At 68.4% G+C, this 22,315-nt stretch carries 17 protein-coding genes and 1 pseudogene; 11 read left to right on the forward strand and 7 right to left on the reverse strand.

The genetic code is table 11. From position 1 onward, the window contains the following. Positions 1-338: 338 nt before the first annotated feature. From IG98_RS0119475 to IG98_RS0119485, 3 genes are read left to right on the forward strand one after another with little or no spacing between them, the layout of a single operon-like run. Positions 339-2,459: an alpha-1,4-glucan--maltose-1-phosphate maltosyltransferase gene (locus IG98_RS0119475; RefSeq protein ID WP_030913793.1), complete on the forward strand. Its 2,121-nt coding sequence runs from the start codon at positions 339-341 to the stop codon at positions 2,457-2,459. Positions 2,460-2,505: 46 nt separating this feature from the next. Then, complete coding sequence (gene treS / locus IG98_RS0119480) at positions 2,506-4,209, forward strand: maltose alpha-D-glucosyltransferase (RefSeq protein WP_030913794.1); 1,704 nt, start codon at positions 2,506-2,508, stop codon at positions 4,207-4,209. Between the two features lie 4 nt (positions 4,210-4,213). Beyond that, positions 4,214-5,527, forward strand: coding sequence for a maltokinase N-terminal cap-like domain-containing protein (locus tag IG98_RS0119485; protein WP_030913795.1), 1,314 nt, complete (start codon positions 4,214-4,216; stop codon positions 5,525-5,527). 5 nt (positions 5,528-5,532) lie between these two features. Here the strand turns inward: IG98_RS0119485 and IG98_RS0119490 are convergent, their stop codons facing one another. Next, positions 5,533-6,162, reverse strand: coding sequence for a fasciclin domain-containing protein (locus tag IG98_RS0119490; RefSeq protein WP_030913796.1), 630 nt, complete (start codon positions 6,160-6,162; stop codon positions 5,533-5,535). A gap of 218 nt (positions 6,163-6,380) precedes the next feature. On the opposite strand from IG98_RS0119490, the gene IG98_RS0119495 reads away from it, so the two are divergent. Continuing rightward, the gene (locus IG98_RS0119495) at positions 6,381-7,004 is read left to right on the forward strand and encodes a DedA family protein (RefSeq protein ID WP_030913797.1); all 624 of its coding nucleotides are present in this window, start codon (positions 6,381-6,383) and stop codon (positions 7,002-7,004) included. Between the two features lie 127 nt (positions 7,005-7,131). Here the strand turns inward: IG98_RS0119495 and IG98_RS53390 are convergent, their stop codons facing one another. The 3 genes from IG98_RS53390 to IG98_RS0119505 all read right to left on the reverse strand — a co-directional run bounded on the left by IG98_RS53390 (position 7,132) and on the right by IG98_RS0119505 (position 9,858). Continuing rightward, positions 7,132-7,557: a hypothetical protein gene (locus IG98_RS53390; protein WP_051752461.1), complete on the reverse strand. Its 426-nt coding sequence runs from the start codon at positions 7,555-7,557 to the stop codon at positions 7,132-7,134. 143 nt (positions 7,558-7,700) lie between these two features. Beyond that, positions 7,701-7,889 carry a hypothetical protein gene (locus tag IG98_RS53395; protein ID WP_051752463.1) on the reverse strand — a complete coding sequence of 63 codons (189 nt, stop codon included), beginning with the start codon at positions 7,887-7,889 and terminating at the stop codon, positions 7,701-7,703. Between the two features lie 724 nt (positions 7,890-8,613). Next, positions 8,614-9,858, reverse strand: coding sequence for an MFS transporter (locus IG98_RS0119505; protein ID WP_030913799.1), 1,245 nt, complete (start codon positions 9,856-9,858; stop codon positions 8,614-8,616). Between the two features lie 127 nt (positions 9,859-9,985). Between IG98_RS0119505 and pdxR the strand changes: the two genes are divergently transcribed. The 4 genes from pdxR (at position 9,986) to IG98_RS0119525 (ending at position 16,512) form a co-directional block, all read left to right on the forward strand. After that, the gene (gene pdxR, locus IG98_RS0119510) at positions 9,986-11,440 is read left to right on the forward strand and encodes a MocR-like pyridoxine biosynthesis transcription factor PdxR (RefSeq protein ID WP_030913800.1); all 1,455 of its coding nucleotides are present in this window, start codon (positions 9,986-9,988) and stop codon (positions 11,438-11,440) included. Positions 11,441-11,659: 219 nt separating this feature from the next. Next, a complete protein-coding gene (locus IG98_RS52580; protein ID WP_245651634.1) occupies positions 11,660-14,173 on the forward strand; it encodes a PKD domain-containing protein in 2,514 nt (837 codons plus the stop codon). Positions 14,174-14,491: 318 nt separating this feature from the next. Beyond that, positions 14,492-15,850: a hypothetical protein gene (locus IG98_RS0119520; protein ID WP_084195498.1), complete on the forward strand. Its 1,359-nt coding sequence runs from the start codon at positions 14,492-14,494 to the stop codon at positions 15,848-15,850. Positions 15,851-15,999: 149 nt separating this feature from the next. After that, complete coding sequence (locus tag IG98_RS0119525; protein ID WP_211264029.1) at positions 16,000-16,512, forward strand: nitroreductase family protein; 513 nt, start codon at positions 16,000-16,002, stop codon at positions 16,510-16,512. Between the two features lie 605 nt (positions 16,513-17,117). On the opposite strand, the gene IG98_RS0119535 is transcribed toward IG98_RS0119525, so the two are convergent. Then, positions 17,118-17,591 carry a GNAT family N-acetyltransferase gene (locus IG98_RS0119535; RefSeq protein WP_051752467.1) on the reverse strand — a complete coding sequence of 158 codons (474 nt, stop codon included), beginning with the start codon at positions 17,589-17,591 and terminating at the stop codon, positions 17,118-17,120. Between the two features lie 49 nt (positions 17,592-17,640). Beyond that, on the reverse strand, positions 17,641-18,582 hold the full coding sequence (locus IG98_RS0119540) for a DUF5996 family protein (protein WP_030913809.1): 942 nt from the start codon (positions 18,580-18,582) through the stop codon (positions 17,641-17,643). Between the two features lie 770 nt (positions 18,583-19,352). On the opposite strand from IG98_RS0119540, the gene IG98_RS0119545 reads away from it, so the two are divergent. From IG98_RS0119545 to IG98_RS54620, 3 genes are all read left to right on the forward strand, one after another. Continuing rightward, positions 19,353-19,673, forward strand: coding sequence for a HAMP domain-containing protein (locus IG98_RS0119545; protein ID WP_030913811.1), 321 nt, complete (start codon positions 19,353-19,355; stop codon positions 19,671-19,673). Positions 19,674-19,976: 303 nt separating this feature from the next. Next, entirely contained in the window at positions 19,977-20,981 is a 1,005-nt protein-coding gene (locus IG98_RS0119550; RefSeq protein ID WP_030913813.1) for an iron-containing redox enzyme family protein, read from the forward strand. Further along, positions 20,978-22,084, forward strand: coding sequence for a glycosyltransferase family 2 protein (locus IG98_RS54620; RefSeq protein WP_037970757.1), 1,107 nt, complete (start codon positions 20,978-20,980; stop codon positions 22,082-22,084). The genes IG98_RS0119550 and IG98_RS54620 overlap by 4 nt, the downstream gene beginning before the upstream one ends. Here the strand turns inward: IG98_RS54620 and IG98_RS54625 are convergent. Beyond that, positions 22,048-22,302 (reverse strand): annotated as a pseudogene (locus IG98_RS54625) (hypothetical protein); the annotation flags it as partial. The gene IG98_RS54620 and the pseudogene IG98_RS54625 sit on opposite strands and share 37 nt — an antisense overlap. Between the last annotated feature and the right edge of the window lie 13 nt (positions 22,303-22,315).

Genomic DNA, 22,315 nt, shown 5'->3' on the forward strand with positions numbered 1-22,315 from the left:
TAGTTACTCAGCGCCACGAGGGCGACTCAAACACTCACGCGTCTCCCCCTCACCGCTATCAATCCCCCCCAAACACATCAAAGGCAGGTGATCGACTGTTAGGACAACTCGCCGAAGAGTAAGAGGTCCCGCACTCTATCCACCGGCACGCATGAAGATGGACTATTAGGGCACCGGACATACGAGCCAGAATGCACTGCCCTCGGAACCGGCCGTCCCGGCAGGGCAGGGCTCCGCCTTGCCCCGAGAGCGGCCGCCGGGGGCGCTTGAAAATCGAAGATCTTTCCTTGCTGACTTCCCCGGCGGTACCGGGCGTGCCGCCGCTACCTTGAGACGCGATGATCGGACGAATCCCAATCCTGGACATCTACCCCACGGTCGAATGCGGGCGCTACCCCGCGAAGGCCGCCGCGGGTGAGACCTTCGAGATCTCCGCGACCGTGTTCCGCGAGGGACACGACGCGGTCGCCGCAGGAGTCGTGTTCACCGGCCCCGACGGCGTGCGCGGGCCACTGCTGCCCATGGGCGAGCTCGGGCCCGGCACCGACCGCTGGGGCGTGGAGGTGACGCTGCCCACCGAGGGCGAGTGGCGCTTCCGGGTGGAGGCCTGGGGTGATCCCCTGGCCACCTGGCTGCACGACGCGGGCATCAAGATCCCGCGCGACCTGGACGCCGACCTGATGTGCGAGGAGGGCGCCCGGCTCTTCGACCGCGCGGCGAGAGCCGTGCGGGCCGCCGACTGCGGACCGGCGACCGGCACCGTCGCGACCGGCAGGCCGGTGAGCGGCCGGACCCCCGCGGCGAGGACGGCGAAGCGCGGCAAGGTCACCCAGGCACACGCGTGCGGGCACCGCGCCGCGCTCCAGGCGGTGGCGGCCAGGCTCCGCGACACCCGGATCGACCCGCGTGCCCGGTTCACCGTCGCCCAGCTTCCGGAGACGGCGGCGCTGCTGCACGCGCACCCCCTGCGCGTGCTGATCACGAGGTCGTCCCCGCGCTCGGTGGTGGTCCATCGCCGCAGGGCGCTGTTCGGGTCGTGGTACGAGTTCTTCCCGCGCTCCGAGGGGGCGATCATCGAGCGGGACGCAGCCCCCAAGTCCGGAAATTTCCAGACTGCCGCGAAGCGGCTGCCGGCCGTCGCGAAGATGGGCTTCGACGTCGTCTACCTGCCGCCGATCCACCCGATCGGGCAGAGCTTCCGCAAGGGGCGCAACAATACCCTGACGCCCGAGCCGTACGACCCCGGCTCGCCCTGGGCGATCGGCTCGCAGCAGGGCGGTCACGACGCCATCCACCCCGACCTGGGCACCTTCGAGGACTTCGACGCCTTCGTGACGAAGACCCGCGAGCTGGGCATGGAGGTCGCCATCGACCTGGCCCTGCAGTGCGCGCCCGACCACCCATGGGTCACCGAGCACCCGGAGTGGTTCAACATCCGCGCCGACGGCTCGATCGCCTACGCGGAGAACCCGCCGAAGAAGTACCAGGACATCTACCCGCTGAACTTCGACAAGGATCCCCAGGGGATCTACGAGGAGATCAGGCGGGTGGTGCGGGTCTGGATGGATCACGGCGTGCGGATCTTCCGGGTGGACAACCCGCACACCAAGCCGGTGGCCTTCTGGGAGAGGCTGCTGGCCGACATCAACGCCACGGACCCGGACGTGCTGTTCCTGGCCGAGGCGTTCACCCGACCGGCGATGATGCGGACGCTGGCCAAGGTCGGTTTCCACCAGTCGTACACGTACTTCACCTGGAAGAACTCGCGCTCGGACGTCGAGGACTACCTGAGCGAGCTCTCCCACGAGACGTCGTCGTACATGCGGCCGAACGTATTCGTTAACACTCCGGACATTCTCCACGAGTACCTTCAACATGGGGGTGTCCCGGCATTCCACATCAGAGCGGTACTTGCGGCGATGGCGATGCCGACCTGGGGCGTCTATGCGGGTTATGAACTTGCGGAGAATGTACCGGTTAGACCAGGCAGCGAGGAATATCTAGATAGTGAGAAATATCAGTACAAACCCCGAGATTGGGTAGGGGCGGAGCGGGAAGGCCGTAGCCTTGCCCCGTTCATCACGCAACTCAATTTGTTCCGAAGAGCACACCCGGCGCTCCAGGAACTGCGTAATCTACGGTTTCACAGCGTTAACCATCCGGACATGGTCTGCTTCTCCAAGCGGCTGCCCGGTGCCTACGACACGGCCACACGACGGCACGGCCTGGGCGACGTGGTCCTCGTGGTCGTGAATCTGGATCCGCACAACACCCACGAGGCGACGGTGTCGCTGGACATGCCCGCCCTCGGTCTCGACTGGCAAGCCGAGTTCGTCGTGGACGACGAACTGTCGGGCGAGTCGTATCGGTGGCGGCAGGACAACTACGTGCGCCTCGATCCCCACATCCACCCAGCGCACGTCTTCACTCTGCGTGCAGCGGCGGCGAGCCAGCGGTGAGCCGGCCGGGTACGCGTATACCGGCAGAACAGCGGGGAGTCCACTGGTGAGTCAGCTACCTGAGCCAATTCCGAACACCTTCGACGAGGAAGAACCGCGCGACCCCTACTGGTTCAAGCGCGCCGTCTTCTACGAGGTTCTCATCCGGGGCTTCGCCGACTCCAACGGCGACGGCACCGGAGACATCCGCGGTCTCATCCAGAAACTGGACTACCTCCAGTGGCTCGGCGTCGACTGCCTCTGGCTGCTGCCGCTGTACGAGTCACCGCTGCGCGACGGCGGGTACGACATCGCCGACTTCATGAAGATCCTCCCCGACTTCGGGGACCTCGGAGATTTCGTGAAGCTGGTCGACGAGGCGCACAAGCGCGGCATGCGGGTCATCGCCGACCTGGTGATGAACCACACCAGTGACCAGCACCCGTGGTTCCAGGCCTCCCGGCACGACCCCGAGGGTCCGTTCGGCGACTTCTACGTCTGGAACGACCACGACGAGCTCTACAAGGACGCCCGGGTCATCTTCATCGACACCGAGACGTCCAACTGGTCGCACGACCCGGTCCGGGGACAGTACTACTGGCACCGCTTCTTCTCGCACCAGCCGGACCTCAACTACGAGAACCCCGACGTGCAGGACGCGATGCTGGAGGTGCTCCGCTTCTGGCTGGACCTCGGCATCGACGGTTTCCGGATGGACGCCATCCCGTACCTGTTCGAGCAGGACGGCACCAACTGCGAGAACCTGCCCAGGACCCATGAGTACCTGAAGCGGGTCAGGGCGGAGGTCGACCGGCTCTACCCCGACCGGGTGCTGCTGGCCGAGGCCAACCAGTGGCCCGCCGACGTGGTCGAGTACTTCGGCGACCCTGCCACCGGGGGCGACGAGTGCCACATGGCGTTCCACTTTCCGCTGATGCCGCGCATCTTCATGGCGGTCAGGAGGGAGTCGCGTTACCCGATCTCGGAGATCATGGCCCAGACGCCGAAGATCCCGGAGAACTGCCAGTGGGGCATCTTCCTCCGCAACCACGACGAGCTCACGCTTGAGATGGTGACGGACGACGAGCGCGACTACATGTACTCGGAGTACGCCAAGGATCCCCGGATGCGGGCCAACGTCGGCATCCGGCGGCGGCTGGCACCGCTGCTGGAGAACGACCGCAACCAGATCGAGCTGTTCACGGCCCTGCTGCTCTCCCTGCCCGGTTCTCCCGTGCTGTACTACGGTGACGAGATCGGCATGGGGGACAACATCTGGCTGGGCGACCGCGACGGGGTCCGCACCCCGATGCAGTGGAGCCCCGACCGCAACGCGGGATTCTCCGACTGCGACCCCGGCCGGCTGTATCTCCCGGTCATCATGGACCCGATCTACGGCTACCAGGCGCTCAACGTCGAGGCCCAGCAGCGGAGCGCGGGCTCGCTGCTGCACTGGACCAAGCGGATGATCGACATTCGCAAGCGGCACCCGGTCTTCGGCCTCGGCGCGTTCACCGAGCTGAACTCCTCCAACCCGAGCGTCCTGGCCTACGTACGGGAGCTCGGCGACGACCGGATCCTGTGCGTCAACAACCTCTCCAGGTTCCCTCAACCGGTGGAGCTGGACCTCCGCCGCTTCGAGGGGTCGATTCCAGTGGAGACGATGGGCGGAGTTCCTTTCCCACCAATTGGCGAGCTTCCGTATCTTTTGACGCTCCCGGGGCATGGGTTCTACTGGTTCACCCTGCCGCCCGTATCCCAGGAGGCGTAAAGCCGTGTTGACGGAGCTCCTTACCGGTTGGATCACCCATCAACGATGGTTCGCCGGTAAGGGGCGTCCGATCGACAATCTCGTCGTCGACTCGGACGTACAACTCGCACCACGCCTGCGCCACCTGGTCATCTCGGTTCACCAGGCCGGGGTACGCGACCGGTACCAGTTGCTGCTCGGCACCGACGCACCCGATGACTACCGCTTCAAACCCGCCCACATCGGCGAGGACTACTACGACGCCGCCTATGACGCCGACCTCACCTGCGTCCTGTTGACCGGCATGGCGGAGAACCGTGATCTGGGCCCGCTCCGCTTCCGCCACCTCGACGGGGTGGAGATCAACACCTCCCTGCGGAGCCTGGTGCTCAGCGCCGAGCAGTCCAACACCTCCCTGGTGTACGGCGACACCTACATCTGCAAGTTGTTCCGCCGCCTGACCCCCGGGGTCAACCCGGAACTGGAGATCGTCACCGCCCTGGCCCTCCGGGACGGCACCCACATCGCGCGGCCGTACGGCTGGATCGAGACCGACCTGGACGGCGAGCCCACCACACTGGCGATGACCCAGGAGTTCCTGTCGAACTCCAACGACGGCTGGGCACTGGCGCTGGCCAGTGTCCGCGACCTCTACGGCGCCCTGGAGTCCTCGGCCTCGGAGGCGGGCGGCGATTTCAGCGCCGAGTCCTTTCGCCTCGGCGTGGCCACCGCCCAGGTCCACCACGAGCTGGCCGCCGCCTTCCCGGTCGACGTGATCGAGTCGCAGGAGGTCAAGCGGATGGTCGAGGAGTTCGGCCGCCGCCTGGCCGTCGCGGTCGCCGAGGTGCCCGAGCTCCGCGAGCACGCCCATGTCGCCGAGGAGGCGTACCAGCGGGTCTCCGAGTTGGCCAGGGAGATGTCGGTCCAGCGCGTCCACGGCGACTACCACCTCGGCCAGGTGATGCGGACCCCCACAGACTGGATCATCCTCGACTTCGAGGGCGAGCCTGGACAGCCCATCGCCGAGCGCCGGGCCCTGGCCTCACCGCTACGCGACGTGGCCGGGATGCTCCGCTCCTTCGACTACGCGGCCCGCCACCTGCTGGCCGACCACGTCGACGCCGACGAGCTGCGTCCCCGCGCGATCGAGTGGGCCGAACTCAACCGCTCCTCCTTCCTGGCCGGATACTCCGCCGGAGGCGGCCACCTGCGTGCCGAGGACGCCGTCCTGCTCCGCGCCCTGGAACTCGACAAGGCCGCCTACGAGGTCGTCTACGAGGCCCGCAACCGCCCGGCCTGGCTGCACATCCCGATGGCCGCCTTCCAGCTGGACCGCTAGAGGGCTCACTTCGAGTGAGGCAGCAGCACCTTGTCGATGATGTAGACGGTGGCGTTCTTGGTGGCGATGTCGCCGCAGACCACCTTGGCCCTGCCGGAGACGATGAAGTCCTGGCCCGAACCCTTGACGGTGATCTGGCCGCCCTGCATGGTCTTCAGCGGCGCGCCGACCAGCTGGGACGGGCTCTTCTTGCCCTCCACCACGTGGTAGGTCAGCACCTTGGCCAGTTCCGGCTTGTTGGCCATCAGCTTCTTGAGGGTGCCGGGCGGCAGCTGGTCGAAGGCCGCGTTGCTGGGAGCGAAGATCGTGATGCCCTTGGCCGTGTAGAGCTTGTTGGTCAGACCCGCGTCCTTGATGGCGGTGCTCAGGGTCGACAGCTCGGGGTTCTCGGCCACCGCGGTGGTGACCCGCTCCCTGGCCGCGTTGCCGAGGCTGCCCTTGCCGGTGGCCGGCAGGGCAGAGCAGCCGGGGCCGACCGGCTTACCGCTCACGCCGGCCGAAGGTGACGACGTGTGGCCCGGAGACGACGCCGACGGCGTCGGGGTGGGCGCGGAGTGGGTGGCCGCCCCCGCGGCGACAGGGAGCGCGCTCACCATCAGCGCGCTCAGCCCGGAGACGAGAAGTTCCTTCTTCATGGGACCTCCTGATTCGGATGCATGAGCCGCCGGGTGTACCCCCGGCGGCCCATACCGCCTGCTCACTGGCCACCTTCCCCCCAAATAACCATCTATCGGGCATATGGCCATTAAATGCCTAAAACAGATCAGAATGTTCACCAGTAAGACGTCACCTCGGGTCACCCCTACACCGAATCGGGACACAGAGTAATCAAACAACCCCATAGAGTGACAGCATGGCTCCACCGCTACCCGGCCCGCTGGCCCACTTGGCACCGTTGCTGGACCACTACGGCTACCTTGCCGTCGGCACGCTGATCTTCATGGAGGATTTCGGCGTTCCCGTCCCCGGGGAGACGATCCTGCTCACCGCCGCGATCTACGCCGGGGCCGGGCAACTACACCTCGCCGCCATCGTGCCGATCGCGGTGCTGGCCGCGGTGGCCGGGGACAACCTCGGCTACCTGATCGGCCGCACCGGCGGTCGTGCCTTCATCCGCCGCTGGGGCCACTACGTCCTGCTGCCCCCGGAACGCTTCCAGAAGGCGGAGCGGTTCTTCGAACAGCACGGCGGCAAGGTCGTCGTCGTCGCCCGCTTCGTCGCGGGACTGCGCGAGGTCAACGGCATCGTCGCGGGCACCATCGGCATGCCCTGGCTCCGCTTCCTGGCGTTCAACACCCTCGGCGCGGCGCTGTGGGTCACGGTGTGGACGGTGCTGGGATACACCGTGGGCAACTACATCGGCGAGGTGTACGACGAGATCGCCCGCTACTTCACCTACCTGCTCCTCGCCCTGGTCGTCCTGGCCATCGGACTGATCGCCCGGCACCTGATACGCCACCGCCGCGACCGCCGATGACACCGGAAAACACCTCGGCCCATGGGCCTGAAGCCCGGGACATCGGGCCGGTCCCCCCCGTAACCGAGAAGGCGGATGATCACGAAAGGGTGTTCGCGATCATCCGCCTGCGGCGTCACGGGACGGTTCAGGAGGCCCGTGCCCCGGCTTTGCTCAGCCGCTTCCCGGACTCATCCGCTTCCTCGTCGATGTTCCAGTTGATCCGTGTCCCGGCCGACCGCCCCGTGGGCGGCGTCAGATTGACGAAAGCGCCGCAGTTGCCGGGCCATGCCGGGTTTCCCCCCTTGCCGGGGATCGGCCTGATCTTGCACGTCGTCTGCATGATCCTGCCGTCAATGCCCAGCACGTCGACGTACAGGCTGCTTCCCAACGCAGCCAGGGTGACACCGGTCACGTGGCCCGGGTAACCTGCCACGGACGAGAGATCGTGCCAGTTCGGGGTGTTTCCCGGATCCCTGAGCAGGGTGCGGCCGTCGCCCGGCACGTAGCCGAGGTATTCGGTGCTGCCCTGGATCACCGAGTCGATACCGACCCCCGGCCCCGGCGGCCCCATCGGACCCGGGCTCCCCTCCTCGCCCTCCTCACCAGGATCACCCTTCTCACCCTGCGGACCCGCAGGACCCTGATCGCCCTTCTCACCCGGATCGCCCTTCTCTCCCGCCGGACCCTGAGCACCGGCCGGACCTTGTAGACCTGTCAGGCCCTGCGGACCCGCAGGACCCTGATCGCCCTTCTCTCCCGCCGGACCCGCAGGACCCGAATCGCCCTTCTCACCCTGCGGACCCGCAGGACCCTGATCCCCCTTCTCACCCTGCGGACCCGCAGGACCCTGATCCCCCTTCTCACCCTGCGGACCACCCGCAGGACCCTGATCGCCCTTCTCACCCTGCGGGCCCCTCCTACCTTCCGGGCCCCGTTCACCTCGCGGTCCAGGGAAACCCATCGGGCCTCGCTCGCCCTCCGGCCCTTCCTGACCCTCCGGACCTCGGCGTCCCGGGACGCCCTGTATCCCCCTACGCCCCCGCCGTCCGCGCTCGCAGAACCTGTGACAACGGTGGCACGGACGGCCGCAACGGCGGCAAGGCCGGTGACGGCACTCCCCGCGGTGGTCGACGGATGCGACGGGACCGCCTCCCTTGACGACCGCTCCGGCAGAGGTGCCCGGCACAGGCCCGGCCATCGCACTCACCGGCGCCTGACCCAACAGCACCGTCCCCGCCGTGGTCACGACGACGGCGTACTTCAAGAGGCGGCGGCCGGTCGACCCACTCCCATAAGGAATCAACTTATTTCCCTTTGCAGCGAGAATCCGATTTTTTATCATTTCCAGTGATCCAAATCGGAAATACCCGAACACCAAAAGGGAAAACACATCCCCCATTTTCGACTCAGCAAACAGATGGCATTCCACGGAAAACCAAATCCATCCCAACGGGACTTCTTCGTATTTTATGCGCGAGTAGACAATTAACCTTAAAGTGCCGATTACCGCGGTTCTATTCCGTGAAATGCACCGAACCCGATATCACGGGAGCAGTACGGCATGACGCGTCGGCCGAGCCGAGGTCGTCGCCGTCCCCGTACCCGGTCACCATCGAGGCGACGGTCGTCAGACGGCCCGCGCGCCTTCCGGTTCGGTGCCGGCGATCGGCCGCCGGGTCCGCAGTGCCCAGCGCACCGCCGGTCCCATCGCCAGGCCGGAGAGCAGGAACAGGCCGCCCAGCACCAGCCAGCCCGGAGTCCCCCAGGTGACGATCAGCGTGGTGAGCAGCAGCGGGCCGAGCATCCTCGCGATCGCAGCACCGGATCCGAAGAAGCCCTGGTACTGGCCCTGTTTGTCGGCCGGGGCGAGGTCGAATCCGATCTCCCAGGCACCGGAGGCCTGCATCATCTCACCGAGCACCTGCAGGCAGGCGGCCACGAGCAGGACGAGCCCGGCGACCCACGCCGAGGTTCCGGCCGACGACAGGGCGAACACCGCACACGAGGCGAGCAGCACCGCGCCCGCCCGCCGTACGGAGCGGGCGGCACTCTCCAGGTCCCTGACCCGCCGGGCCACCCGTACCTGGAACAGCACGACGCCCAGGGTGTTGAGGACCAGCAGTGCGGCGACCGTCCAGCTCGGAGCCTGGGTCCGCTGAACGATCCAGAGCGGGATGACCAGGCTGAGCAGCGGCATGTTCAACAGCGTGATCATGTTGAGGAACGAGATCAGCGCGTACGGCCGGTCCCTGAGCACCGCCAGCGCCGGCTCGCCCGCTCCGGCGGCCGGCGTGGACGGCAGCGGAGGAAGGCGGAGCAGGATCAGCGCGGAGAACAGGAAGCTCAGCGCGTCCATCGCCAGGACCGTCAGGTAGGCCGCCGGAGTGTCGAGGTGCAGCGCCGCTCCCCCGAACGCGGCGCCGATCGCCAGCCCCGCGTTGACCGTCGCCTGCAGGTGGGCCCGGACCCCGGTCCGCCGCGCCCTGTCCACCAGCCCGGCGAGCAGCGCCTGCCTGGCGGCGGCGAGACCGCACTGGGAGATCGCGTACAGGCAGGCGACCAGCACGAACAGCGGGAAGGACCGGACGAACAGGAACGAGCCGACCGCGACGGCGGTGGCGACGGCCAGCAGGACCGCCGTGCCGCGCGGTCCCCGGCGGTCGGCGAGGTGCCCGAGCGGGACCCCCGTCACGAACCCGACGGCCCAGCCGAGTGTCAGCCCGAAGCCGACCTCGGTCGGCGACAGCCCCACGATCCGGATGAAGTAGAGCGCCGAGCACACGTAGTAGGCGCCGTCTCCGATGGAGTTGGTCAGCTGCGCGAGGGCGAGGATCCTGGGCGGCCCGGAAGACGGCATGATCCGGCTGAACATCGGACTCCTTGGTGGTCACCGCGCTGAGGTCTCGCGCGTTGGGAACAGCGTGACTCTATTGAGGGAATTGGCTCCATATAAGCTCCAATAGAAGACAGGATCATTGGGCCAATACGAGGGTGGTCGGGTGGATTTCCATGTGAGCCTCGCCGGGCGTGGCGATCTGTCCGTCCGCATCTACCGGCAGCTTCTGGACGCCGTCCTCGACGGTCGCCTGCGCTCGGGGGAGCGCCTGCCGCCGACCCGCGAGCTGGCGCGACGGCTCGGCGTGTCACGCAACACCGTGGCCGTCGCCTACGAGCGGCTGACCGCCGAGGGCGTCCTCGTCGGTCAGGTCGGCGCGGGCACCTTCGTGTGCGCCGAACCTCTCGGCCGCTCCCGCTCCCGGGCCGCGCCGGCGGGCAGCGGCGTACGCCCCCGCCACCTCTGGCGGTCCCTGCCCGCCCCGCCGAGCGAACCGGCCACGGAGCCGGTCTACGACTTCAGGGTGGGCGTCCCCGATGCCCGGCTGTTCCCGCTCGAAACGTGGCGCAGGCTCGTCGCCCGCGAGCTCCGCCCGGCGCTGGTGCGCTCCACCGGCTACGGCGACCCCTCCGGACATATGGGGCTGCGGGAGGCCGTCGCCCGCCACATCGGGATCTCCCGCTCGGTACGGGCGAGCGCCGCCGACGTGCTCGTCACCCAGGGGGCCCAGCAGGCGCTCGACCTGATCGGCCGCGTGCTGATCGAGCCCGGCTGCCGGGTGGCGGTCGAGGAACCCGGCTACCCGCCGGCCAGGCTGCTGTTTCAGTCACTGGGCGCGCGGGTCACCGGGGTGCCGGTCGACAGTGAGGGCCTGGACGTGTCCGCCCTCCCCGACTCCGCCTGCCTCGTCTACGTCACGCCCTCGCACCAGTTCCCGCTGGGCACGCCGATGTCGCTCGGCCGCCGCGCCGCGCTGCTCGAATGGGCCGAGCGGCGAGGTGCCGTGGTGATCGAGGACGACTACGACAGCGAGTTCCGTTTCGAGGACCGCCCGCTGGAACCGCTGCAGAGCCTGGACCGCAGCGGCCACGTCATCTACGTCGGCTCCTTCTCCAAGACGATGCTGCCGATGCTGCGGCTGGGCTTCCTGGTCGCCCCCGCCTCGCTCCAGCCCGCACTCCGCAGGGCCAGGCAGCTCACCGACTGGCACAGCGAGCTGCCCACCCAGGCGGCGCTGGCCGGGTTCATCGGCGAGGGCCTGCTCGGGCGACACGTCCGCAAGGCGACGCGCGAGTACGCGGCCCGCCGCGAACGGATCCTCGCCACGCTCCGGCGAGACTTCCGCGACTGGCTGGAGCCGATCCCCTCGGCTGCCGGCCTGCACCTCTGCGCCCACCTGACCTCGGACGCCGGGGTCGACATGAACCGCGTCACGGCGTACGCGGACCAGGCGGGGATCGCACTGCAGGACCTCGCCCCCTACTACGGCGAGGCCCCCGCGCGGGCGGGGCTGGTGCTCGGGTACGGCGCCATTCCGGTGGAGCGGATCGAACCGGGACTACGGCACCTGGCGGAGAGCTTCCGCGCCGCGGCGAACTCGCGGGACCCTCAGGGGTGATGTTCTTCGGACGGCTTGGAGACTCCTCTGTCCAGCGATGGGCCAAAGCCCTTCGATATTGAGCCGATAATTGCCGTCAAAAACTGAAAAATAATGTATTGATGGCCAAAATCGTCAATGTTACGTTGATGCCGTTTCGTTTACTGATCTTCCTTAACCGAAGAGAGACGGCACATGGGAAAACCTCCCCCGAAGCGAAAAATCCTGGTCTTGACGCTGGTGGCTGTGCTGGGGGCAGCACTCACGCCACCGGCCGTCGCAGAGTCATCCCAGGTCACCCCCTCGGCCATGCCCGCAGCGGCCGAGGACCCCAAGACCGAGCGCGAGGTCCGCGTCAGCTTCAGGTACGCCGACGGGACCACACTCACCACGGACCAGTTACGGGCCAAGGTCACGAAGGCGACCGAACCGCTCACGCCGGAGCAGGCACAGCGCGAGGCCAAGCAGGTCGCGGTCGCCACCGGTCAGAAGTCCTACCGCGACTCCGCGGAGTTCGGTGACGGCGAAGAGGAAGCGGGCAGGATCGCGGCCCTGGCCGAGCCGCCGGACGAGCCCGACAGCGGCTTCGTCGACACCTGCCTGTCACTGCCGGGCGCGGAGAGCGCGGTCGGCCGTATCCACAACAGGTTCCAGTACTGCCAGCGCGGCACGATGATCTTCGACTACTGGAAGATCTACACCAACAAGCCGCCGGAGCACGAAGGAACGACCGAGGCCAAGTACAACATCATCGGCCTGTCCAGCAACCAGACGCGCAAAGCCCGGATCTACTTCAGAATCGAGGAGGACTCGGTCGACTACGACTGGGGCCTGATCGACAACTGGGTCACCGCGCCCGGCCAGTCCTTCGTCGCGGTCGGCGACTGCCAGGAGTCACCGACCTACTGCCATGGCGCGTTCTCCGGCATCGACCGCACCTGGGGGGACTGGGATCGCGGAGATTGGGCCAAGTGGGACATCTACTCCCATGAGGACCAGTCCAGTTACCAGGACAAGGTGCTCTATCACCGATGGTTCATCAGGTTGACCTCCGGCGAGGAGGGCGAGTTCAAGATGATCAAGGACATCCACACTCCCGACCGGATGATCCGCTGTGACTCGGCCGGCTACTTCCAGCACGCCCCGAACGCCTGTGTCTTCAGCGAGGTGCTCCCGCACATCACCTACTCCACCGGCGACAGGGATCTCGAATCGGTCGCCTTCCACATCAAGACGGCCCAGGACTTCCCCAACGACACCTACCCGCTACTCGTCCCGCCGGGCGTGCCACGGCCGCGCGACAAGAAGATGCCGGGCCGGCTGGGCAGCGAGAGCGACCCGGGCCTGCACCGCTACGACCCCGCGAACACCACGGTCGCCAGGTCGAACGAGGCGCACAAGGAGGCTGCCTGCTACCGCACCGGCACCGAGCGGGACTGGTACTTCGATCTGTGGTTGCCCACGCCACCCCAGCCGCCCGCCGAGCAGTGCGACGAGTACCCCTTCGCCTCCACGATCGAGGGCGCCGCACACCCCGACTGGGACTTCTCGGTCCGGCCCGTACCTCAGCGGCAGAACTCCGTCGCGGGCGGCAGGCTGCGCGCCTACTACACCGGTGACCGCATCCTGTACACCTCGACCGACCCCGACGCGCCCGTCCAGGACGAGTTCTGGGTGAACATCACCGACGGCGGCAGCGGTGGCTCGCTACCCGCCCCTGTCAACGAGCCACCCACCGCCGACGCCGGGCCCGATGTCACCGGTGACGAGGGCGCCCGCATCACGCTCAACGGCTACGCCCACGACCGCGAGTCCACACCCGCCCTGACCTGGACCGTGAGCCCCGTCTCCGGAACCGACGCGGGCGCCGCCTGCGTGGTGGCCGACCCGCACGCCGCCCGCACCACCGTCACGTGCAACGACGATGGTGAGTTCGTGGCGACGCTGACGGCCAGCGACGGTGTCAACGGTCCGGTCAGCGACCGCGCGGGCGTGACCGTACGCAACGTCGCCCCCAGGGTCTCCGGCTCCGGCGGCTCGCTGCGCGGCTCGGCGACCGCCGACCTCAACGGCTTCGGCCCCGAACCGTGGTCGGTCTACCGGGCCGGCACCGACGTCACCGTCGCCGTGCCGGTCAGCGACCCCGGCACGAACGACACCCACACCTGCGTGGTCGTCTGGGACGACGGGGTCAGGGAGGAGTTCGCCGCCACGGGCAAGCGCTGCGACCGCACGCACCGCTACGCCCACCCCGGCATGTACACGATCGGCGTCACCGTCACCGACGACGACCTGGGCACCAGGAACCGGCAGACCATGGTCGTGGCCTACGACCCCGACGCCGGATTCGCCACCGGCGGCGGCCACTTCGCCTCGCCCGCACCCGTCGAGGGCAAGGCGCACTTCCAGTTCAACCCGAAGTACCTGCCCGCCGACCAGGGGCCTGAGCCGGGCAACGGCAAGGTCACCGTCCGCGTACAGGGGACGGACTTCGAGATCGGATCGGGCCGGCTCGAATGGCTGGTCGTGACCCCCGACGACCGGCTCGCCGTGAAGGGCGAAACGGCGGACGGGCGAGGCTTTGTCCTGTACGGCTACGATCCCGGACGGCTCAGGCTCGTGGTGTGGGACCTGAAGACCGGGGCCTACCCGGTACGGGCCAAGCTTTACGACAACCGGCCTTCGCTGGAGTACGACCTGGACCTGGCCGATCCCCAGGAGATCACCGCGGGATCGGTGCAGGTGCACAACTGACCGCTGATCCGACGTGAGGGCCCGCCTCGTTCGCCGATCAAGGCGTCCGGGGCGGGCCTTCGTACCGCCGCCGCATCGATACCCGGTTCGTCCCCTGACCGGCGAACCGGCCGACACCGCGAAGGCGGCGCCGGCCCACGGTGACCGGCGAGCACGCCCGCCTTTTAGGTCGACCATAACGTTTACCTGCGAACCACTTCCCTATACGCCGCTTTTACTCCGCCTGTGGAACGCTCTGGGCAAAGCAGACGGCGAAGATCGAGTGGGGATCAGGTGTCATCGAGTACTGAGGGATCGACATGGTGGCGTCCTGGGCGGGTGGTCGCCTCAGCCGCGGGAGTCATCGCCACGGCGATGATGGCGGTGAGTTGTTCCTTCGGCGGCGCCCCGGACCAGGCGGTCACCGCCACGCGACAGGCCGACGCCCCCTCGACGGCGGCGTCCGATCCCGCGACCACGGCGTCCAACGGCAAAATCCGGAAAGCGCCTGCGGTGGACCCCGGATGGCCTCGCTGGGGGTTCACCCACACGGGGATCAGCGCCAACAACGTCACCCCGCAGTTCGAGCAGGAGGTGAGCCGGACACTCGCCCGGACCCCGATGCTGCAGAACCAGCACATCATGGGGTTCGGGGCGCTCAACCCCCAACCGCGCCCGCAGGAGTTCTACTGGGAGGACCTCGACAGCCGGACGAACCTCATGAGGCAGTCCGGCGGCACACAGATCATCACGCTCTGCTGCGCCCCTGACTGGATGAAGGGCGGCCCCGAGGGCCCGACCGAGGACTCGGCCTGGGGCGAACACCTGGAGGACGCCCCCTATCCCAAGCACTTCGACGACTTCGCCAAGCTGTCGGCGGCCGTCGCCGCGAAGTACCGCGACGTCGAGTACTTCATGGTCTGGAACGAGTTCAAGGGCTTCTGGAAGGACCACTCCAAGCCCGCGGACTTCAAGGGCTACACCGACCTCTACAACAAGGTCTACGACGCGGTGAAGGCGGTCCGGCCCGACGCCAAGATCGGCGGCCCCTACCTCGGCTTCGACAGCAACAGGACCGGCAAGTCCGAACTGCGTGGCAGCTGGGGAGTCGTCAACCAGAACGCCCTGGACGCTTTCAACTACTGGTTCAAGAACAAGAAGGGCGCCGACTTCATCGTGGTCGACGGCGCCTCGCTGACCGACGCCCACGAGTTGCTGCCCGACGCGTTCGGAGCGCTGAGCAAGTTCAGCGCGGTCACCACCTGGCTGCGCGACAAGACCGGCGACCTGCCGGTCTGGTGGTCGGAGTGGTACTTCGTCCCCGAGGACAACACCACCTGGCCGGAGCCGATGCGACTCGCCGTCCAGGCCGCCTCGATGATCGAGTTCGCCGAGAGCGGCGCCGCCACCGCGCTGTACTGGAATCCACAGGTCAAGGAGGGCACCTGCCAGGGCTGCATGTGGGACCCGCGGACCGGTGCCGAGCTCCCGACCGGCAAGCTGGTGGCCGACTTCACCACCTGGTTCCCCGCCGGAGCCGAACTGGAGCACGTCACCTCCTCCGACCCCAAGGTCCGGGTGCTCGCGCAGCCGCGGCGGCTGCTGATGGTCAACACCACCGACGCGAAGATCACCACGACCGTGGACGACACGTCGTTCACCCTCCAGCCCTACGAGATCAAGTGGAGCGACCGCTAGCCCTGTGTTCCGCACATGACCCCGGTTGACCAGGGTCGACTACCCGCCGCACTGGATCAGATATAGCTGCTGACCTGCAACGATGCGGAACGTACGGAAAACGGGGCTAGCCTCGGGACGTCGCTGGAGCAGGGATCGGGGAGATGGGCGTGGAGCAGAGGGGCGGGCCGCTGCGGGCCACCCGGTGGTTCGCCGACACACCGGTGCCGACGGGCGACATCGTGCGGGTGCTGGAGACGGCTCGCTGGACCGGGTCGGCGCGCAACCGCCAGCCCTGGAGGTTCGTCGTGGTCAGGGAGCGCGGCCTGCAGCGGAGATTGAGCCTGCTGGGAGGCTACGCGGCTCACCTGGCCGGTGCTCCGGTGGTCGTCCTGCTCGCGGTGGACCACGGCACGGGCGGCGAGGACGCGGAGTTCGACGCGGGCCGGGCCGCCCAGAGCCTCATGCTCGCCGCGCACGACCTCGGTCTGGGAAGCTGCCCGGCCTCGTTCTTCCCCGCCGCCAACGCCGAGCGGGCCGGCCGGATGGTCGGCGTCGAGGCTCCGTGGCAGGTCAGGACCGCCATCTCCCTCGGCTACCCCGCGCCCGCGCCTCGCGGCAGGTCCGCGATCCCCTCGGGCCGCCTGCCGCTGGACGACCTGGTCCGCTGGATCGGTCCCTGAGCGGCGTGCCGCCGGTAACGGTCCGATTCTCAGCCGCAGGTCGGTGATCCCGCCGGGGCGGGCGAGCCGGACTCCGGCCCGGCGTGCGGAGAAGCGGCTGCGGGCGATGTCGACAGGAGGGGCGGTAGTGGCGGCGGGGGCTTGCTGTTTGAATGATCCGGATCGTAACGGTTCAGGGCTTGGAGTCCGGATGACCGTTGTGGAGCTGTGCCGGGTGAGTGGAGGCGTGCCGGATGGCGATGGACGGGGGCTCGCTGCACTACACCTTCGCCGAGCGCGACCTGGCCCGGATCGACCTGGACACCCACATCGTCGCCCCCGCGCGCTACAACGGCTGGCGGTACGCGCAGAAGCCCGACGACGTCATGCCGATGTCGACATCGCTCACCCTGCGGGAACGCCGCGACTGGGTCGGGCCGCTCGACTCCGAGGTCCTCTGGTCGCACGGCATGGAGGAGATGCGCGGCACACCGATGGAGGACCGGGTTCCGCAGTGGGCCCTGACGGCCCCGGCGGCTACCGGGGGCTCACGCCCGCGCCTCGCGGCGGGCCCGCGATCCCTCCGGGCCGCCTGCCGCCGGATCGGCCCCCGAGCGGATGCCCTCTCACCGGGCGCTGGGCGGGCTCCAGCGAAGGGTCATGTCGGGCAGCGCCTCCATGTTGCGGCTGCCGTCGTTGGTGTCGAGGACGGTGAAGCCGTGCCGCTCATAGAACGCGCGGGCGTCGGTGTTCTGCTGGAAGACGTGCAGGGAGACCCCATCGGGGCTGTTCCGCTTGACCTCGTCGAGAAGCAGCGTGCCGATCCCCTGGCGGCGGGCGTCCGGACGTAGGTAGAGGTGTTCGAGCATGTCGCCCTCGACGGCGGCATACCCCAGGATCTCCGCGCCGCGCACCGCGACCCAGGCCCGGCATTCCCTGAGGACGACGTCCCGGAGCCACCGGGCCACCTGGTCATGGGTGCGCTTCTGCGGAGGTAGGTACGGCATGGTCGCCGCCCGGGAGGCCAGGTGGACGCGTGCGACCGAGGCCGCATCCTCCGCGACCGCGATCCGGATCACTGTCCCGCTGTCAACGTCCACCGCAGGAGCCTACAAAGCCGGAGGACACCCGATCCAACGGTTAACCCGGTCAGGGGCCGGTTCTCAGCTGCGGGTCGGTGATCCCACCGGGGCAGGCGAGCCGGGCGACGTCCCAACCGGCCCGCCGGGCTCCGGCCTGGTAGGCGCTCTCGTAGAAGGCCAGTACCGCGGCGCGCGGATCGGGTTCGGTCCGGGCGTCGGCGTAGCGCAGCACGGCCAGATGGCCGCCTCGCTGCTCGATCCACTCCGCGGCCTCGGGCCTCAGCGGCTCGTTCTCCAGCCCTTCGGGCTCGGGGGCGGTGTACGAGTAGAAAGCGGGCTCGGGGAAGGCGTCGTCGCCGAACCAGAAGCCGGAGCTGATCACCTCCCGCGAGTAGGCCTCCCGCGTCACGGAGTCGACCGAGGGCGGCTGGTCGACCCGGCGGTCGGAGAAGCGGCTGCAGACGATGTCGAAGGTGTGCCAGAAGTGGTGCACCGGGCTGATCTTCCCCGAGAAGCCCGAGGCGAACTCCTCCAGCACCAGGTTCACCTGGCTGAGGACCTGCCAGTAGCGAATGACCATGACGGGGTCGTAGGCCGCGTGCTCGGTATCCTCGACGAACGGCCGCCCGGAGTCGGGCAGGTCGAACGGCCAGGGCCTGTCCAGGTCCACCTGCACGTCCAGCTCCGCCAGCGCCAGCATGACCCGGTGGTAGAAGGACGCCACCGACTGGCCGTAGAGCGGGAAGGACACCGCCCTGCCGTCCAACTCGGTGACGAGTAGCTGGTGGCCGACAAAGTCGAAGTCGATCGTGAAGATCGGGTTGCCGTCCGCCTGCCCCATCGGACGGGTGGTGAGCCCTCGGCCGGTGAGGTGGAACGGCACGTTCCACCAGTGGTTGCGCCGGACCTCGGCGGCGAGCCGGATCTTGCCCACCACCTGGCAGAACCGGTGCAACGTGGCCTTGGTGTCCCGCCACTCGTCCAGCGGTATCGGGGCGAACAGCTCCATGACGCCGTCATTCCCCCGGTGTACGCGCCAAAGACCCGGCCGGTACCACGGACAGCAAGATCTTCACCGGGGCCATGCCGGGAACACCCCGGACGGTCCCAGGCCCTCCGGAGCGGGCGCGAGGGTAGCTCATGGCGCCTCGCGGTAGGTCCGCGATCCCCTCGGGCCGCCTGCTCCGGGCTGTCCGAGGTGACCCACCACGTACCATGCGGCACCCAACAAAGCGTCATATAGGAAATCTTTTATAAAAAGTATGCAAATCCTTTTATGGCAGTGAGTACACCCTTTTATCGGGGGTACCGGCCTGCGCGTGCTACTGCCCGCACAGTCCACCTGCGTGCGGCTCACCGTTCTCATCACCACCCTGGCGACACCGGTACCGGCGTCGGGAGGCGTTCTCATGGCGGCGTACATCCGAGGCCGGATCGCGATGTCCCGGTGGGACCCCGGCGCAAAAGCCGCCACGGCCCTCGCCCACGGTGTCCATGCGGGACGGTCCGGCAACCCCGGGCGTCGAATCGCTCCAGGTCGCGGAGCCGGGCGATGAGCCACCGAGCTCATCGGCCGCCCGGGACACGCCTCCGGCACACCCCGGAGGCCTCCCGCCCGATGATCCCGTCCGGATCGGTCAGCCCCGCTCCCGTCTCAGCGGGGGCCGCACGCGTGCGGTCCGCCCCGGACTCCCCTGCCCGCCCCCCGGCGCGGCGTGTCCCCGGGCCTGTCGTCCCAGGCCTGCTCGGTATCCTTTTCGGGCCCAGACGATCATGCCGATGGCACTCACCGGCTGGAGGATGCGCGGCATCGTCACGGCTACGCTGCGCCCGGTGAGGAGGATCTGCGACCACCTCGACGAGATCAACGAGGGTCACCCGGAGGGCCGGATCCCGGAGTGCCCTGGCCGACAGGAGATCAACCGGCTCGCCCACGGCATCAACAGCGCCCTTGAGCGCAGCTGGAAGGCGTACCGGTTCGCCTCCGACGTCTCACATGAGCTACGCAGCCCGCGTGCCGCCCTTCGCGTGCAGATCGAGGAGGCACGGCTGCCCGCCGTCGACCCGCCGGGGGAAACCGGTGAGATGAGATCGGTGTGATCGTGTGCGGCGGCCGTACCCGAGGGACCGCCGACGGTGGAACGGCACGTTCCACCGGTGGTCGCGCCGGACCTCGGCGGCGAGCCGGATCCTGCCCACCGGCCACCGGCTGAGACAACCGGCTCCGCCCGGCACAGGGCGTGAACCCGCCGCGCGGTCACGTTAGTTCTCGGCAGGTGAGGGAACATCTCAAATTTAACTTATCGCCCAAAGAAGGCGCTATTACTACAAATGGGACGCAATTTATTCAACTGCACCATCCATCGATTCTTCATCGATCCATCGTCGCTTCGGGAGACCAGGATGCAACTGCCCGCGCCTCGAGGTCCCCTCACCGCGCTTCTCTTCGAGCGGCTGGCGTGCCCGCCTCATGAGTTCGGCCCGCCACCGGTGCCCGCCAGGACGCCGGCCCTGGAGGACGAGGATCTCCAGCTCGCGCTTTTCGCCTGTTACGAGCTGCACTATCGCGGCTTCGCGGAGGTGGACGAGGAGTGGGAGTGGGAGCCGTCACTGCTGGCGGTCAGAAGGGCGCTGGAGCGGCGGTTCGAGGACGGTCTCGCACGGGCGGTGCCGCGCCCCGTTCCCACCTTCTCGGTGCCCATGCGCCGGGCCTTGGCCGAGCTGACGGCCACCGCCGCCGGGCCCGATCTGTCGGGATTCCTGCAGCGTGAGGCCGATCTCGCGCAGTTCCGCGAGTTCGTCGCGCACCGGTCGATCTACCATCTCAAGGAGGCCGACCCGCACACCTGGGCGATCCCCCGGCTGCATGGTGACCCCAAGGCGGCCCTGGTCGAGATCCAGGCGGACGAGTACGGCGGCGGGCGCGCCGGGCGGATGCACTCGGAGCTGTTTCGCACCACCATGCGCCGCCTGGGTATGGACGACTCCTACGGCGCCTACCTGGACCGGGTCCCGGCGATCACCCTGGCCGTCTCCAACGCCATGTCGCTGTTCGGGCTCCACCGGCGCCACCTCGGAGCGCTGCTGGGCCACCTGGCGGCGTTCGAGATGACCTCCTCGATCCCCAACCACCGCTACTCCATGGGCCTGCGGAGACTGGGCGGGGACCAGGAGGCGAGGCGTTTCTACGACGAACACGTGCAGGCCGACGCCGTCCACGAGCAGATCGCCGCGCACGACATGTGCGGCGGGTTCGCACGGCAGTACCCCGCACGCGCCGGTGACGTCCTGTACGGGGCCGCCTGCGCCCTCACCCTGGAGCGGCTCTTCGCCGAGCACGTCATGCACAACTGGCGGCGCGGGGCCTCGTCCCTGCGGGAGGCGGGCCTGATGGTGGGAAGCCGATGATGGACCTGGATTACGTGCTGCCGTTGCGCTGGGACGACGACTCCGGCCTTGCGGAGCTGACCGCCTACCTACGCCGGCTCAGCCGCAGCGTCCGCGTCATCGTCGTCGACGGCTCCCCGGCCGCCCTGTTCGACCGGCACGCGCACCGGTGGAACGGCCTGGTGTGGCACATGCGGCCCGACGAGGATCTCGGCTTCGCCAACGGCAAGGTCAACGGCGTGATCACCGGAATGCGCCAGGCCGGCGCCGAACACGTGGTCATCGCCGACGACGACGTCCGCTACGGCGAGGCCGAACTGTCCAGGCTGGACACCCTGCTGCGGGGAGCCGACCTGGTCCGGCCGCAGAACTACTTCGCCCCCCTGCCCTGGCACGCCCGCTGGGACACCGCCCGGACCCTGCTCAACCGCGGCTTCGGCGCCGACTACCCCGGCACGTTCGGCGTACGCCGCTCGATCTTCCTGAAGATGGGCGGCTACGACGGGAACGTGTTGTTCGAAAACCTGGAACTCATCCGCACGATCCGCGCCCACGGCGGTCGCGAGTGCCGCCCCCTGGACCTCTACGTCCGCCGTCTGCCGCCGGAGCCGCACCGGTTCTGGTCCCAGCGCGTCCGGCAGGCCTACGACGACCTGGCCCAACCGGCCCGCATGGCGTTCTTCCTCGCCGTCGTCCCCGCCCTGGCCGCCGGGTTGTCACGCCGGCGTTCCCGGACGGTTCTGGCCGGTGCCGCCGCGTCGGCCGGGCTGGCGGTGGGACTGGCCGAGATCGGCCGCCGCAGGGGCGGCGGGCGGCGGGTCTTCCCCTTCACCGCCGCGCTGTTCGCCCCGGTGTGGCTGCTGGAGAGGGCCGTATGCAGTTGGCTGGCACTGGCGGCCCGCCTGTTTCGCGGCGGGGTCCCCTACGCCGGACGTCGGATGCGGACCGCCGCGCACTCCTCCCGCCGGCTCAGGGCGCGTGCTCAGGCCACCGCGTCGGGCTCGCTCGCGGCCCGGAAACCGACCCGCTTGTGCGAGCCGTCACAGAACGGCTTGGCCGCCGAACGCCCGCAGCGGCACAGCGCCACCGTCGTCCGGCCCGGGTCGATGACGACCCCGTCCTGAGTCATCAGCGTGAACACCCCTCGAATCAACAACGGCCCGTTTTCACAGGGAGTCACCGTGACCGAATTATCCGTTTTGGACATATCAGCGTGCTGCCCACTGTCTCCCCTCAGAAACGCAGGCCGGGCACCCCGAACCGAGGCGTCACCTCCTCCGCAGCGACCACTGACGGGCAACACCGCCGACGCGAAGGTCCGACCCCACATGCTCGCTGGCATGTCAAAGCGGAGG

The organism is Streptosporangium amethystogenes (assembly GCF_000721075.1).
GTDB classification, from domain to species: Bacteria; Actinomycetota; Actinomycetes; order Streptosporangiales; family Streptosporangiaceae; genus Streptosporangium; species Streptosporangium amethystogenes.